At 50.3% G+C, this 14972-nt stretch carries 15 protein-coding genes and 1 pseudogene; 9 read left to right on the top strand and 7 right to left on the bottom strand.

Features of this window, described 5'->3' with window-relative positions; genetic code table 11:
- Nucleotides 1-39: 39 nt before the first annotated feature.
- The 3 genes and pseudogenes from RT657_RS07690 (at nucleotide 40) to RT657_RS07680 (ending at nucleotide 2627) form a co-directional block, all read left to right on the top strand.
- On the top strand, nucleotides 40-1386 hold the full coding sequence (locus RT657_RS07690) for a glycoside hydrolase family 10 protein (protein ID WP_313653504.1): 1347 nt from the start codon (nucleotides 40-42) through the stop codon (nucleotides 1384-1386).
- 246 nt (nucleotides 1387-1632) lie between these two features.
- A pseudogene (locus RT657_RS07685) lies at nucleotides 1633-1839 on the top strand (Arm DNA-binding domain-containing protein); the annotation flags it as partial.
- 497 nt (nucleotides 1840-2336) lie between these two features.
- Complete coding sequence (locus RT657_RS07680; RefSeq protein WP_313653501.1) at nucleotides 2337-2627, top strand: hypothetical protein; 291 nt, start codon at nucleotides 2337-2339, stop codon at nucleotides 2625-2627.
- 119 nt (nucleotides 2628-2746) lie between these two features.
- On the opposite strand, the gene RT657_RS07675 is transcribed toward RT657_RS07680, so the two are convergent.
- From RT657_RS07675 to RT657_RS07650, 6 genes are read right to left on the bottom strand one after another with little or no spacing between them, the layout of a single operon-like run.
- Nucleotides 2747-4849: a peptidase domain-containing ABC transporter gene (locus RT657_RS07675; RefSeq protein WP_313653499.1), complete on the bottom strand. Its 2103-nt coding sequence runs from the start codon at nucleotides 4847-4849 to the stop codon at nucleotides 2747-2749.
- On the bottom strand, nucleotides 4842-6116 hold the full coding sequence (locus tag RT657_RS07670) for an HlyD family secretion protein (protein ID WP_313653496.1): 1275 nt from the start codon (nucleotides 6114-6116) through the stop codon (nucleotides 4842-4844). The genes RT657_RS07675 and RT657_RS07670 overlap by 8 nt, the downstream gene beginning before the upstream one ends.
- 5 nt (nucleotides 6117-6121) lie before the next feature.
- Complete coding sequence (locus RT657_RS07665; RefSeq protein ID WP_313653494.1) at nucleotides 6122-6613, bottom strand: toxin-activating lysine-acyltransferase; 492 nt, start codon at nucleotides 6611-6613, stop codon at nucleotides 6122-6124.
- Nucleotides 6603-8243 (bottom strand): hypothetical protein, encoded by a 1641-nt coding sequence (locus RT657_RS07660; protein WP_313653493.1) that lies wholly within the window; start codon nucleotides 8241-8243, stop codon nucleotides 6603-6605. Before RT657_RS07660 ends, RT657_RS07665 begins: the two co-directional genes overlap by 11 nt.
- Complete coding sequence (locus RT657_RS07655; protein ID WP_313653492.1) at nucleotides 8240-8701, bottom strand: hypothetical protein; 462 nt, start codon at nucleotides 8699-8701, stop codon at nucleotides 8240-8242. The genes RT657_RS07660 and RT657_RS07655 overlap by 4 nt, the downstream gene beginning before the upstream one ends.
- Before the next feature lie 55 nt (nucleotides 8702-8756).
- Entirely contained in the window at nucleotides 8757-9038 is a 282-nt protein-coding gene (locus RT657_RS07650; RefSeq protein ID WP_313653491.1) for a hypothetical protein, read from the bottom strand.
- 300 nt (nucleotides 9039-9338) lie between these two features.
- On the opposite strand from RT657_RS07650, the gene RT657_RS07645 reads away from it, so the two are divergent.
- The 5 genes from RT657_RS07645 to RT657_RS07625 all read left to right on the top strand — a co-directional run bounded on the left by RT657_RS07645 (nucleotide 9339) and on the right by RT657_RS07625 (nucleotide 11778).
- Nucleotides 9339-9947: a DNA methyltransferase gene (locus tag RT657_RS07645; protein WP_313653489.1), complete on the top strand. Its 609-nt coding sequence runs from the start codon at nucleotides 9339-9341 to the stop codon at nucleotides 9945-9947.
- A 35-nt stretch (nucleotides 9948-9982) separates the two neighbouring features.
- Complete coding sequence (locus RT657_RS07640) at nucleotides 9983-10213, top strand: hypothetical protein (RefSeq protein ID WP_307514466.1); 231 nt, start codon at nucleotides 9983-9985, stop codon at nucleotides 10211-10213.
- Nucleotides 10214-10676: 463 nt separating this feature from the next.
- On the top strand, nucleotides 10677-11114 hold the full coding sequence (locus RT657_RS07635; protein ID WP_313653488.1) for an antirestriction protein: 438 nt from the start codon (nucleotides 10677-10679) through the stop codon (nucleotides 11112-11114).
- 45 nt (nucleotides 11115-11159) lie between these two features.
- A complete protein-coding gene (locus RT657_RS07630) occupies nucleotides 11160-11582 on the top strand; it encodes a DUF1380 family protein (protein WP_313653487.1) in 423 nt (140 codons plus the stop codon).
- Between the two features lie 52 nt (nucleotides 11583-11634).
- Nucleotides 11635-11778 (top strand): hypothetical protein, encoded by a 144-nt coding sequence (locus tag RT657_RS07625; RefSeq protein ID WP_313653485.1) that lies wholly within the window; start codon nucleotides 11635-11637, stop codon nucleotides 11776-11778.
- A 41-nt stretch (nucleotides 11779-11819) separates the two neighbouring features.
- Here the strand turns inward: RT657_RS07625 and RT657_RS07620 are convergent, their stop codons facing one another.
- Nucleotides 11820-12611, bottom strand: a complete 792-nt coding sequence (locus tag RT657_RS07620; RefSeq protein ID WP_313653484.1) for a deaminase domain-containing protein — start codon at nucleotides 12609-12611, stop codon at nucleotides 11820-11822.
- 677 nt (nucleotides 12612-13288) lie between these two features.
- Here RT657_RS07620 and RT657_RS07615 point away from each other — a divergent pair.
- Nucleotides 13289-14968, top strand: coding sequence for a DUF4942 domain-containing protein (locus RT657_RS07615; protein WP_313653483.1), 1680 nt, complete (start codon nucleotides 13289-13291; stop codon nucleotides 14966-14968).
- The last annotated feature ends 4 nt before the right edge of the window (nucleotides 14969-14972 follow it).

Here is a 14972-nt window from a genome sequence, read left to right as displayed (position 1 = left end):
TAGCCCTCTTTGCGTGCCGACCAGAGAATACCGGAGTTTATGATAGCCCCTAATCCCTTTCCTGCAGCGGCCAGAACGGCCGTGAAGCGCTGCGTCGCACTGGCTGCGGCGCTGTTGCTGGCCAGCTGTGCCTCTGAGCCGCCGCGGTCGCTGGTGACGCCTTTTCCGCCGGTGACGAAACAACCGTTGCCGGCGCCAGGTCAGCCAGCGCAGCCTCATGTTCAGGAACCAATGCGGGGCGTCTGGTTAGCCACGGTGTCGCGTCTTGACTGGCCGCCCGTCGCATCGGTAAATGGCACCAGCCCGGCAGAACGCATTCGAATGCAGCAGCAATCGCTTATCCACAAGCTGGATAAGCTGAAAAGCCTGGGAATCAATACGGTGTTCTTTCAGGTGAAGCCGGATGCCACCGCGCTCTGGCCTTCAAAAATCCTGCCCTGGTCCGATATGCTGACCGGACAGATTGGTCAGGACCCGGGCTATGACCCGCTGCAGTTTATGCTGAACGAGGCGCACAAACGCGGCATAAAAGTCCACGCCTGGTTTAACCCTTACCGTGTCTCGGTTAACACCAGACCCTCAACCGTCAGTGAACTCAACCGCACGCTATCGCTGCATCCGGCCAACGTTTTTGTGCTGCATCGCGACTGGATCCGCACCGCTGGCGACCGTTACGTGCTCGATCCTGGGATTCCGGAGGCACGTGACTGGATCACCAGCATCGTGGCCGAGGTGGTCGCGCATTATCCCGTCGACGGTGTGCAATTCGATGACTATTTCTATGCGGAATCTGCCGGTTCGCTGCTCAACGATAACCAGACGTTTGCCCGCTATGGTCAGGGTTTTGCCAGTAAAGCCGACTGGCGGCGAAACAATACTCAGCAGCTGATAGAGCAGGTCTCCCGCACCGTCCGGCAGCTCAAGCCCGGCGTGGAGTTTGGCGTCAGTCCGGCAGGCGTCTGGCGCAATCGGTCACACGATTCTGCCGGGTCCGACACCCGCGGGGCGGCGGCCTACGACGAAGCCTATGCAGACACCCGCCGCTGGGTACAGCAGGGTCTGCTGGATTACATCGCGCCTCAGCTTTACTGGCCTTTTTCACGTCAGGCCGCGCGTTATGATGTGCTCGCTAACTGGTGGGCAGAGGTGGTAAAACCGACCCGGACCCGACTCTATATTGGCCTGGCCCTCTATAAAGTGGGTGAACCTTCAAAAATGGAGCCCGACTGGACACGTGAGGGTGGCGTGCCTGAACTCAAAAAACAGCTCGATCTCAATGAGTCAACTCCCGGTATAAGCGGAACGATTCTGTTCCGGGAAAACTATCTTAATCAGCCGCAGACGCAACAGGCAGTAGGCTATCTGAAAAGCCGCTGGGGAGAATGAAAATGGCACGCCAGCATGACCCGTGCGGTTAACTTTTTCACTGTGACTTACTGCTATGTTTGCGCTAAATAACAGTTTCATTTCCGTTATTTTTCAGTGGATTCCCAGCTATTCCGGATAGCTCCGCGATAGCTGGCGAATCGACAAAAAAGCCATTAATTACTGCTTTTTTTGTTCCTCCGTGTTTCTGTCGCGCCTCTTCACTTCCTTTTCTTCGTGTACTTAATTTTCAGCCTCCTAAAATCTATGGCGCGCTCAGATGCAATCCTGCGTTCGATGCCGGGCAAGGAATATGAAAAAGTTCAGGTCGAAACGGATCGTGACGGATTATCTGCCCGGGTATCACCTAAAGGCCGAATGACTTCTCAATAACGTTACCGCTGGAAAGGGCAGGGTGAACGTGTTGCTATCGGCACCTATCCCGCCACCAGTCTGAAAGAGGCTCGCGACGAGGCGTGAACGAGTGTTATGCAGTGCCGAGATCGTGACCATTTTCTGCGTGATGGAGGCCAGCAGGCTTGCCCCTGATTTTAAATTACTGGTTCAGTTATGCCTGTTATTTGGTTGTCGTGGCGGTGAACTATCCTGCGCAGAAAAAGCACATTTCGACTTTGAAAAAAACGGTGGTTAATCCCGCCAGCGCATCATAAAACCAGCCGCTACCCGCCGATACCGCCTGCGACCGGCAGCAATACCGGACAGCCCGTTCACCTTCTGATGACGCATGAAGGGTGCCAGGTCCTGATGGCCTCTGTCATGAACGGCATGAGTAAGCAGGCTGTCAGAGCACCGGCCTCCACCAGCACCTTCGATCTTTCGATGCTGATGGTCTATCCAGGTCCGGCAGGCAATCTCTCATAAGTCTCGCTGTCAGCGATGACTCCCAGGCTCTGCCTCAATACATGTTTTCATAAGTTCCGGTTTTCAGAATTCTGAAAGCCAATCCCGGCATGCTTATTTTACTGGAGACTTCATTCACAGCCGCTATGCGTGGTTTCTGTGAAATTGCCTGTGGAGAACAAAAGCGGAATGAATACCTGTTCATGCTGATGCTCCCTGACGCATGGCCTGCACCAGCATCGGTCTCTCATCATCAGGTAAGCACTGGCGTTACGTCAGAACAGATTCAGCATCTGTCACAGACCGATGCCATTATCCGCATAAAACGGCTGAACGATCCGCTTTCTCCTGTCTTCGGTGCAGAGAAGTCAGTACTGAAAATTGTCACTTTCGTGAATTAAGACAGTATTCACTGCAAACGTCTGGACACCAATCTGGAGAGGCTTTTAAAGGCTTATTCGCAGATAGCTATCACCTATAAAAAATCCGGGCTGAAATTTAATCGGACTTGCCAGTGCTATTAAAGATGTATAACGCGGTCAGCTGACGCAATGGTGGAAGGGCGATGAGCAATGATAATGCGGGTAATATTAAGCTGCTGCACGGCATCATTGACGGCTCTTTCACTATCCTGATCAAGATGACTGGTGGCTTCATCCAGCAACAACATTCCCGGCTTACGAAAGAGTGCGCGGGCAATAAACAGCCGTTGTTTCTGTCCGCCTGAGAGACCATCACCTAATTCACCCACCAGGGTATTGTATCCCATTGGCATCGCCATAATATCATCATGTATAAAGCAGCTCCGTGCGCACTGCTCCATCCACTCAGTATCAAAATCAGGGGTAAAACCCACAATGTTATCCCGGATTGATCCTGCAAAAAGCCTGTCATCCTGCAGCACGCAGCCAATCCGCTTTTGATAGTTTTTTATTCCGAATGCACTTATATCTCTGTCATCAGCGAAAATGATGCCAGACGCAGGAGAATAAAGTCCTGAGAGGATTTTCATCAGTGTGGTTTTTCCCTTGCCTGAAGCGCCCACTATTGCAACGCTTTCTCCGGCGGCAACCTCAAAATTAACGCCATTAAGAACCGGCCTGGTGTGAACATCGTATGTATAAACGAGATCCTGAACTTTGAGCTTGATGGGTAATGAACATCGGGATGCTTCAGAATGAATATCTTCACGCGAGTCATCTGGCTCAGTCAGAGCAATGTCAGCAATACGTTCGTTATGGACATGCAGCATCCGAAGCTGAAGTAAAGCCTCCGTCAGGGAGGAAACCCGGTCACCAAATTGGGCACGATAAGCGTTGAAAGCGACAAACATACCAAGCGTTATATGCTGATCGATGACCTGGTTAGCCCCCAGCCAGAGTATCAGGAGCTGATCACAGGTCATGATAAAAAGGTGAATCCCGCCAAATAACATATCCAGCCGGTTTTTTTCGATCCCACTGTTAGTACTGTCAATAACCAGGTTGAGCCAGCTTTTTTCGCGGATAGTGCCATAACTTTGCGTTTTGACAGTCGCTATGCCATACAACGTCTCCATAAAGTGAGAATTGATACGCGCACTCTTGACCAATTGCTGGCTCGTCACCTCACGATACCTTGGCCAGGCATAAAGTCTGAGCAGAACATAGATTAAAGTAAATGCGGCAACAAACCAGTACAACATCGGGCTGTATATAAACATCATAACCGTCAGGCCGGTGAACATGATCCCGTCAACAATCGCTTTAACAATGTTCTGAGTGAACGTGCTTCTCAGCGCATCCAATGAACCAAAGCGCGACTGGATATCACCTAACTTACGGCGGGCAAAGTAATCAAGGGGAAGGGTGACCAGGTGAGCAAATAAGCCCGATTTCCATTGCACATCAATCAGCGTACTCATCACCAGCGAAGACCAGGATCTCACCATACTGACGCAACTGCGGAAAATTACGAAAAAGAGCAGGCCTGTGCAAATGAGTCCCAGCAGTCCTTTGTCGCTGGCCGTGATCACATGATCCATAACCAGCTGTGTGCCTACAGGTAGCAGTAAATTCACCGACTCTATGACCAGTGACAGGAAAAATATCTTGGTCAGCGCGCGTGACAACCCCTGGACGCTGGAAAAGAGTTGATTCAGCCTGATTCGATCTTCTTTTTTCGCCTTGCTAAACGTGCTTTCCGGCCACAGCTCCAATGCAATCCCTGTAAACTGGCGTGAGAATTCCCCTTCACTGACTGTACGTCTGCCTGCTGCCGGGTCGTGGATGACATACCGGCCTTTTCTGACGCTAACAAGGACGACAAAATGCGTGAATCCCCAATGTATAATGCAAGGCAGGCGTAATGCTGTCAGTTCGTCCAGATCCAGGCTTAAAGGACGGCTGCCGAGGTTCATCTGAGAGGCAATCTCTACAATCGCGTTAAGGTTTGTGCCGCGTGAAGAAAAGCCAAAGCGCTGTCGCAGGCTGTGCAGATCAGTATGCTGACCATGGTAGCCTGCAATCATTGCCAGGCAGGCCAGCCCGCATTCCGCCGCCTCGGTCTGAAGATACAGGGGAACGCGCCGTCTCAGTGATAAATTCAGTTTCACTGCATGTTCTGAAAAAAATTGATTAATCACGCAAAGGTCCCCGGGCGCTATTCTTCATGTCGTAAAATGGGGTAGCCATCCATTGATAGATTCTGCGAGTTTCCAGAAACAGCGTTCCCGTTGCCTTCATTCCATTCTCCAGCGCCAGAGATTTGTTCTGCCAGAAAATCGTCTCCTTTTCCGGTTTAACCAACACTTTGTACCAGGATTCACCACGCTGGTTATCGGCAAATGGGGCACTGGAATACTCCAGAAGTTCCTGTCGGGAGACCGGTGTTTTTGCGACAAAACTCACTATCCCGCGGAACTGGCCAAACTTTTCCATCGGGAAAGCCTGATAACGGATGTTGACCGGGTCGCCGGGCGCGAGCCAGGGAAGGGCGGTATTAGGCACCCACATTATCAGCTGGTGTCCTTTTATCTTCTCAGGCACGATTTGCAATAAGCTGTCGCCAGGATTAACCATTTGTCCGGTACTGGCACTAAAAGAGTCAATGCGGCCACCTGTTGGCGCGGTAACAACGATAGTGCCACTGGCATCAGCAGAAGAGAGCTCGCGTTTTAAGGCGTTTTTCTGGATTTTCATTTGCCAGATTTGGGTGTCAAAATCGACAGACTGCGTCTGTATTTGACTGGCTATCCGCGTAGACTCCAGCGCATTTTGTTGATTCTGGCTGTAGAGCGTTAACAGGTTGTTCTGCTGCTGATAGTAAAGGGCTGCCTGATTCAAAAACTGATCGTTATTTATCAATCCTTTTTTACGCCACTTATTATAATTATCCATATTATTTTGCATCAAAGCGATCCCTTTCCTGGCTTTATTGACGATATCAGTGGATAAGCTATAAGCATTTTCATAACGATCTTTTTGTTGTTTCAGGGCATCAATGGTTACGTGTTTATTTTGTTCAAGGCTGAGGATGATTTGATCAATACTGGCAATCTGATGATGAATTTCACGCTGTTGATTTTCGCTGACGCGTCCGGACAGAGTGGTCCTGCTGACATCTATTTTTAAGAGCGGCTGACCTTCTTTAACAGTATCGCCAGCTTTGGCCAACGCACTAATAATAAATCCCTGCTGAGCAGAAAGTACGTTAACCGCACGAGGCGTGGTAATAATTTCCCCATCAACGTTAATACGATGGGTATAACTGCAAAATGTAATAAACGCTATGATGCCAGTAACAAACAAGGAAGTGACTATAATGATCCAGTGCAGGGGAATGCCGGGTAATAGCAAGGCCTGGCCTTGCCATGTATCGCGGTAATGTTCAATAGCCTCTTTGCGAAACATAGTCTTCAGCCCGGCTCACTGCATAAGAAGGATTGTTTAAAGCACTTTCCGGTAATAAGATTGCAGGCTATCCACTTGTCACGCTCGGGATTGTGCCTGGATGCCCAATATACTTCGCTTGTCTCAGAACCGAATGCCTGTTTCAGGAGTGCAAGGAGCTCATAACGACGATATTTCTTAAGTAAACAAAAATCTGTCAACCAGAGAATGTCGCCTTCATTCCACTCTGTAGGATGCAAAATATATTCAGGCTGTGTGATGCATTTTTTCAGTGTGTCTGGCCGAATCCGTGCCCAGGTCAGATAGCCTTGTACTTCACCTCCCCCATCATAGAAAAAATGAATCTGCTCCTGAATGATAGCGTGACGTGTCCATATTCCTAACGCTGCTACAGGAAAGCGGCAGTAGCGGGGTGATGACAACATACAGCTTGCCGCAAGGCCCAGCTGTGTAGCATAGGCTATAGCATTTGTATTATGGCTTTCGTTAAATAACATGCTTTGTTCCGTTCTTCGTCTCGATCAACTCAACAACGCGTGCATCGTAGTAGTGATGTAAGGCGTCAAAAATAGCGGCAGGAAGGTCATTGAAATCGCATAAGTGATGATCGAACGACAGTTTTCCGGTCTGCCAGCAAAATGTCAGCGAGGGACTAACGCCGGGCAACAAGGCTATATGTTCGCTATCATCAAGGGCTAAATGAAACGTTGCACGTTCGCCAGCTTTCTCCATTAGTGCCGACAAGGGACCCTCAAAGGTGTCAAACTCCTCATTGAAGGCCTTGAAGTCAAGTCGCTGATCGATACACCGCTGACGGAATGAAGAGAACGCTATAGCAGTCAGTTGATGGCGGTTTGCCTCCTGCAAAAGGTCCAGACACCCTTTCAAAAAAGCATGCCCTGGCGTAAAGGCGCCATGCTGGCACAGGATATCCTCTATTTCTTCTTTACCCGTCGCGAGAGCAATCGTTAACCGTGTCACTGCGGGTAGCTCCCCGTTTTTTGCAAACAGTACTTCCGGTGCCAGAATTAAAGCGCGATCATATAAAGTGATAAACTTCGCGAGTTTATCTTCGGGCAGTGTGGCATGAAGGTTCGCAGGAAAGCCGGTGCGGCATAACGTATAGAAAATACGCCAGCGCATAAACTCTTCTGTATATAATTGCTCTACCTGCTGAGAAGAATAAGGTTCTGCTTCACCACCGCGATATTTAAACCAGAGAAAACTGATATTTTTTAGCGAACCCAGAACATTCCGCCATTCGCCCTGCAAATAACGCATCTGCTCATCCCAGAGTTTTCTGTCACGGAAGAGCTTAGGCACTGCGCTTGAGGTGGCATTGAAATCGAGTAAAGCACCATTAATGGTCACGTTTGAGGCAGATGTTGTAAGTTTAATCAGGCTGGCACGACAGAAAGCCAGTTGTCTGGCCAGGCGATGAATTAATGCTGAAATCAGATAACGTCCAGCCTGTTGTGAGTTATCACAATTTCGCATCGTGTGTGATAACTCATTATCCAGAAAGTCTTCAATCCGTTGGAAGTTGATTTCAGTTCTTTCACTGTCTATGGGTAATTTTGACTTAATCTCTTCCTGCGGTTTATAAAACAGTGCCCTGTCAAAGTGAGCTAACCTGACTGGCGCGTCACGAACCAAAAGTGCCCGGGAAGTATTTACGGGATAAGCATCATTTGGAATTGAAAGGGGTAATACCATAATACAATGAGATTGCACGGCACCGTAAGGAAGTACGCTATTCAGTATTCGCCCCCAGAATGCATCCGAAAATGCCTGAAATGTGCAAAGGCAGCCATCTGAATGGTAGCGATCCCGATAGCGGCTCACGAGTGGGGTTGGGCCGATCCCTTTAAGCTGAAATTTCCCGTCATAACCCGCACGCGCACTGCCCCCATTACCTGCAACTTCGCTGCCGCCATATAAATCAGCCCAGAATCGCTTACTGCGTCCATTAATTGATTTGTGCTCAGGAATTACCCAGGCATAGTTATCCATAAAATAGGCGGAATCAAACGGGGTATCTGGCGAAAGCCATAAAACCTGAGCATTCTTAACGCTCATGGTATCGAAGGAGATTAATGTTTTTTCCAGTGCTGAGAGCGTTTTCATCCGCTAATATCATCCTTTCCCTGTGAAGAGCTTACATTCAGTTTTTTAGTGATTTTTTTTAAAATGTTATATGGCCCTCTTAAAGACAACCCGTAGCCTTCAGAGACAATATAGATGCGCTGAGACTTAAATTTCTTATAGCGGGTAACAGGAAGATCATAGAAACCTTCTGGCGTTTTTTCGTACTTAAACTGATGAAGTAATCTCTCTAATTCGTCGCTGTTCTCATGACAGTCTATATCTAACTGAGCTATGCAGGTGAACCAGAAATTCGCAGCCAGGCCGCACACTAAACCTATATACCCGGCATGGACGTTGCCCTGAGTAAACAGGGGAAGGATCCAGAGCATAATGGCAGAAAAAACGAGCAGTACTATAGTCAAGAATATTAAGCGAAAGCTATCGTGACGCCATTGTTGAAGTAAGCTCAGTCTTTGCAATTTAAAAAATGTCTTCACTGTGTTGAGATTCCTGACGAATTTTAAGAGCAGCCTGAGCTGCTCTTATGGAGTGTTAACCGCCGGACGACGCAGAACCACCCGTCATAGCACCAATGCCTGAAGAGATCGCAGAGCCAATAGCATCACCACCGAAATAGCCGATGCCGGCGCCTACTCCGCCGCCAATGATAGCGCCAGCCGGACCACCAAGGCCTCCGCCAATAAGTGCACCGTCTTCTGCTCCAGCTAATGCTCCGGCTGTACCAGCAACACCTGCGCCAATACTTTGCGCTGCACCAACAATGTCTGCTGCGCCGCCGATCAGTCTTAACTCATCAATGGTTAAATCTCGCATAAAACTTCCCCTTACATAAAAATATCTTACCTATAGGAAGTAGGAATGATAACGATAAATTTACAAAAGACAATTAAATAGTAATGATTATCACTATCAATACTCATTTTATTGATAAATAAAGGGGTTAATTGTAAATTTATTTTAACAAATGAAAGCGGGTGCTATTGAAGAAATAAATACATTAACAAAATGAATTGATTTCGGTTATTCATTCTATGAATGGGCTATGAGTAACATGCTTACTTTTGCGCGCACACAGCTACCGCCATAAAGTATGCAGAGGTCAGCGTAGAGATCATGGCCGGCTTTCCGGATAACAGCATCGACTTCATTCTGACTGACCCCCCGTACATCGTCGGCTTTAAGGACCGGTCCGGCCGTTCTATCGCCAACGACGTGAGCGACCAGTGGGTAATGCCGGCCAGCCGTGAAATGTTCCGTGTGCTCAAAAACAACAGCCTGGCGGTAAGTTTTTACGGCTGGAACCGCGTTGACGTCTTTATGCAGGCATGGAAAACGGCGGGCTTTCGCGTCGTCGGGCACCTCGTGTTCACCAAAACCTACGCATCGAAATTGGCGTTTTTCGGGTATCAGCATGAAAGCGCCTACCTGCTGCCCAAAGGGCGCCCGCCGCTGCTGGCGAAGCCCTTACCTGACGTGATGCCCTGGCAGTATACGGGCAACCGGCACCATCCGACCGAAAAGCCGGTGAGCGTGTTGCAGCCGCTTATCGAAACCTTCACGAAGCCCGGCGATCTTGTTTTAGACCCGTTTGCAGGCTCCGGCTCAACCTGTGTCGCTGCGGACCAGTGCGGCCGCCGCTGGATCGGTATCGAACTGCTTGAGCAGTGCCACACGGCCGGCCTGCGTCGCCTGGGCGAACTGCGCGCCGCCCGTGCCGCATAGCGTATTTTCCGTAACCAGACCATAAGGACAGCACCATGACAGACCAGACACTGACGACTGAAAACACGCAGCTTACCGACGACATTAACGACCTGGAGGAGTCGCTTTACGAGTTTCACCTGCGGTTACGGGACATGACAAAGCGCCATCTTTACCGTGGCGCGGCGCCGGCGCAGAAAATGGCCGGGATGCTGATCGAGCAGATCGATACCGAACTGGTGGCGCTGTACCGGCGCGCTGCTGAGATGCGCGGGCACCTGAAGTAACGGAAGGGCGGTCATTTTATGACCGCCTGCTGTCTGTACGCAGATACTGCGGCCGCCGCGCTTTTGTTCACAGGGATATAGCCAGGCTATGCACCCGGGTTGTGGACAGAATGAAATAAGGAAGTTGCTGCGCGCCGCTATATTCCGCCATGCGGCGGGACAGGGCAGAAAACCCGGTCCGTGCGGACTGCGGCCGGTGCCGTGACTTCACTTTAGCCCGGCCGCTGCGTGTTCAAGAGATCGCTGCGCTCGCCATCCTCGCCCGTTCGCACTCGCTCCGCCGTGCTTACTTCCGTCGCGCCACCGCTCAGAAATTCGCGCCAGCGCCGTGCGTAATCCCGTCTTCCGCTCGCTTGCGCTGCGGCCTGCGGTGTCGCTCCTGAACACTCCGCTATCCGCCGGGCTGTCATTCAGTCACGGCACAGGCCGGAACTTTAACCCCCTCTGACTGCGGAGGTGTCTGATGAATACACAACCCCACGTTTTACAGCCGGCGTCTGTTCTGGCTGATTTTGTCAGCCTGCGTTTTCTGCCTTCCCTGTTTGGTCACGATTATGTGCAGGCCGAAAACAACGTGTACCTCTACGTCAGCCGCTATCTGGCGAACTATGACGGCACGGTCTGGGATTTCGTCCCTCTGCCGGGCGGCGGCGGGTACATGAAGCCGGAAGGTGAGGAACGCTACATGTATTCCAATCCTTACCACTGGACGGAGCTGGAAATCAGCGCCGACGCGGCGGGGATCATCATTACGGCGCTGGTTCTTAACCATCGCAGCTGGCTGTACGACCGCCACGACGACGAAGAACTGAGCGCGCACTTCTGCCAGCGCCAACGCCAGCTGATGGAGTGTGTGAAAGACCATCCCGAAGCCGGCGCTATTTTCTGCGCCCTGAACTGATCAATCACGGGGCGGCATGGCCGCCCCTCTTAAGAGGAAAAAACCATGTACGGAACCGTTAATGAACTCTGCGCCCGATTATTACAGCGTTACAAATCTGACGAACTTATGACGCTGATTATCTGGACAAAAGAGGACGTGCTGGCTGTTCTCGACGACGAAAGCGTAACGGAAGAAACCGCCGCTGATATTGTGCAGCAAATCAGCGGGCTGGACGCGCAGCACGATTATGGCGTGAGCCTGGAAACCCTTAAGGCGGTGCTGGAGAACATCCGCAAGGAGGAAAAACAGGCCCGCGTGGCGACCGTGCCCGCCGCCGCGCTTGAGTCGGCGCTTAAAGTGGCGTGGGACTTTATGCGGCCTGAGGATGCGCAGAACGGTGAAGGCGCATCTGCCCGCCGCTTCCCGGCGGAAACGGCGGCGCTTTGCCGGATTAGCGCGCTGCTGAGAGAGCAGAGCGGCGAATAAACACGGATCTGACAGCACGGGGCGGCAGGGCCGCCCCGGTAAGGAGAAAACTATGTACGGAACCGTAAGCCAGCTGTGTAACCGCCTGAAAATTCAGTTTGAGGCCCACAAAGAAATCACCCTGATTAGCTGGCGTAAAGAAGATGTGATGATAGTAATGGACGAGGCACATGTAACGGCGGCAAACCATCGCTGAAATCGTCTGCGATCTCACCACCAGAGACAGAATTCATTTAGTCACGACGCTCGATTTATTTGGTGTTCAAATTTTTGATTTCTATCGATATAAGCTATATTTCCTGCGTTTTTTGAAATTATCTCCATTAGGCTGATAAATTTAGCAGCTTTTTTATGTTTTTTAATGTGTGATGATATTTTTTCAATCTCTCTCATTTCATTTTTTGTGCCAGTGTCAAGCCAATAAAAAATTGTTACTTTTAACTGATGCTTTTTGATGAATTCTATAATAATTGCAGTGCAGCTTTTACATGGAATTCTTTCTGTGATTAAAATGACTTCATCAAAGCTATCTTTATCATTAATTTTAAGATGATGTAAAACCTCGAATAAAAGCCTTTCTGAGTCATGAACTCGAGAAGATCTGCAAGAAAATATTGGTTCAACTAAAAAAGTCTCAGAGTTAGGAGGTGGAGGTAATGCACATATTAAATCTTTAGGTGTAAATTTAATGTCTTCCTCCTCTTGATTTAAGTCTGCACCGGCGATCATTGAAACTATATAACTATTTAAGGTCTTTCCTTGAAAGTAAGATTCAAACTGGTTTTCTCTCAATGTAGCATTAATACTGCAGCTACCTGCTATTAATGTGTTGCTTACTTCAGTCTTATCTTTAAGTAAAGCGCAAGTTGCTATATTTCCTTCGCTAGCAAGTGCTTCTTTAAGATTTTTTTTGGTTACAATCCCTGTATAAGAATGGTCTTTTTCAAAAAGCAATTTTTCATAATCCCTATATTCCAGTAAGTGATTGTAAAGGTTTAGTATTATTTCTTCACGGTTCATTTTAGTCATAGCAATCTCTTTTTATTTGGTGGTGATATTTTTCATATAAAGGTTCAAGTTTCTTAGATGTTTAATAATATAACTAAGTTTATTTAAATAGTACTTTTTCAGTTTTAGAAAAAGTAAAAACCTCTATCTCATTGCTCTCAGTTTTTTACTTCATAAGTGAGCATCTCGCTGGCCCCTTTCGGCTCCTGCCCTGTCGGGCAGTCGTCGAGCCTCACTCCGCTAACCGGCAAAGCCGGTAAGCTCCGCCGAACCCGCAGGCGGTTTCGGGCCTGCCGGCTAGAGTCTGATGGCTAAGGGCAACCCCTGCAACCGGCTTGCGCCGGTGCCTTCACCGCCCCGGCAGAGGGGCCGCCGCGGCTCCAGGGAGGACCGCCGGGCGGTCCCTGACGGCTTTTACTGCCTTCCGGCCCGGTCTTTCGCGGAGGGCTTTTCGTAGCACCGTCATCCGCCCTGCCGTATAGGTTCGCTTCGCCGTTCCTCGCCCGTTCGCACTCGCCATAGACCCGGCTCGCTTGCGCTGCGGCCTCCGGTGGCGCCCATACTCCTGTCGTCTGCCGTTGCTCCTTTGCCCTTCGCCGCGAAAGGCCAGACCGGAAAGATAAAACCCGCGTCAGAGAAGGTCTTTTCGGATCCGCAGCGCGTGCTGCACAACTCAGCCGGATTTAAGGAGCTATGCCATGCAAAACACATTCGTGAACGTCACCTCTGATGCGACCACTGACCGCACGCCAATCAACGCAGCCGGGGAACTTATTTCAGATACCTTTTTTGCACCCGTTGAAACAGACGTCATTGATGGCCTGTTAGGCCGCTATGGCTTGATGTACGCAAAATTAAAAAATATTTCGGCCACTATACGCGAAGGCGAGAATGCCGATGCGGTTGAGTATTTCATGCGTGGCAATGTGCGTAATTCCCGGCTGCACATGCCGCCAGTGCGCGTGGTGTTTGACTTGCCTGGCGCGATAGCTTCCCTTAACGCTGATTTCTGGCAACAGGCGCTAAACCTGACTGACGTTTACGAGTACATGCCCAACGATCGCCGCAACGAGTGGAACAATCAGATCCATGAGATGAAAGCGCCAGACTTTGAGGAAAACGCCGTGCGCGCAACCCTTTCCGAGTTGCTTTTCTCACGTCAGAAATTTTTCGCCGAGCGCGTTGATGGTATTTTCCGCAGCCTGTCACTTAGCCACGTGACCAACCGCCCGGAAGGCTTCAGTAAACGCATGATTATCGAATGCATGTTTGATCAGTGGGGAATGTGTAATTACGAGCGCACCGGCTATGTGGATGACCTGCGCAAAGTGATTGCGAAATTCATGGGTCGCGATACTACCGGCCTGAACACGACTAATAAAATTCTGAGCATCGCGCGCGCCCGTTCGGGTGAGTGGGTTGCTATCGACGGCGGAGCACTGCGCGTAAAAGCCTTTCTGAAAGGCACTATTCATCTTGAAATTCATCCGGACATGGCCTGGCGCCTTAATGACATTCTGGCCTTTCTGCATCCAGCGGCCATCCCTGCGGAGCACCGTCAGAAGCCGCGTACAAAGGTAAAAAGTTTTGATCTGCATTCGAATCTGCTGCCTTTTTCTGTCCTGAGCGTACTCAGTGATCTGGAGACAGAACGCACCGAATCCTTAAAGCGCAACCGCTGGGAAGAACCGCGCCCGCCTGTCACTACGAACCCTTTTAACCGCCGTTTAAAAGGTTATTCGGATGAGAACAATGCCGCACGCGCAGAAGCAGAAAAAGTGCTGATGAGCCTGGGCGGCGTAAAAATGAATATCAATGCTTTTACCTGGTTCGAGTTTGATTATGACCCGACAACGGCGCTTGAAGATATTCAGCTTTCCGGCGCGCTGCCGGACCAGAAAACACATCAGTTTTACCCGACCACGGGCGAACTCGCTGCGCAGCTGCTTAACGAGGCGGATATCCGCGAGGGGGAAACCTGCCTGGAGCCGAGCGCGGGCATGGGTGGACTTGCCGACCTGATGCCGAAGACGCAGACCACCTGCATAGCGATTTCGCCGCTGCACTGCCGCGTACTGGAGGCAAAAGGGCACAACGTGATCGAAGCCGATTTCCTGCAATGGTCGCAGATGACGCCACAACGTTTTGACATAGTAGTGATGAATCCGCCATACAGCGAAGGCCGGGCAGTAGCGCATCTTAACGCAGCGGCGGCACTGGTGAAGGACGGCGGACGCCTGGCGGCCATTCTGCCCGCAGGCAGTGAGCGCAAAGACCTGCTGCCAGGCTGGGACTGCAACTGGTCTGCGCCGATTGAGGGCATGTTTGCGGGAACCGGGGTTCGTGTGGTTCGCCTGATGGCGTACAAGCCGGAATAAAAGT

The sequence above is a fragment of the Pantoea sp. genome, from assembly GCF_032114055.1.
Classification (GTDB): domain Bacteria; phylum Pseudomonadota; class Gammaproteobacteria; order Enterobacterales; family Enterobacteriaceae; genus Pantoea.
Note: the sequence above shows the minus strand (reverse complement) of the source record. Positions and strands in the feature narration are given on the sequence as shown.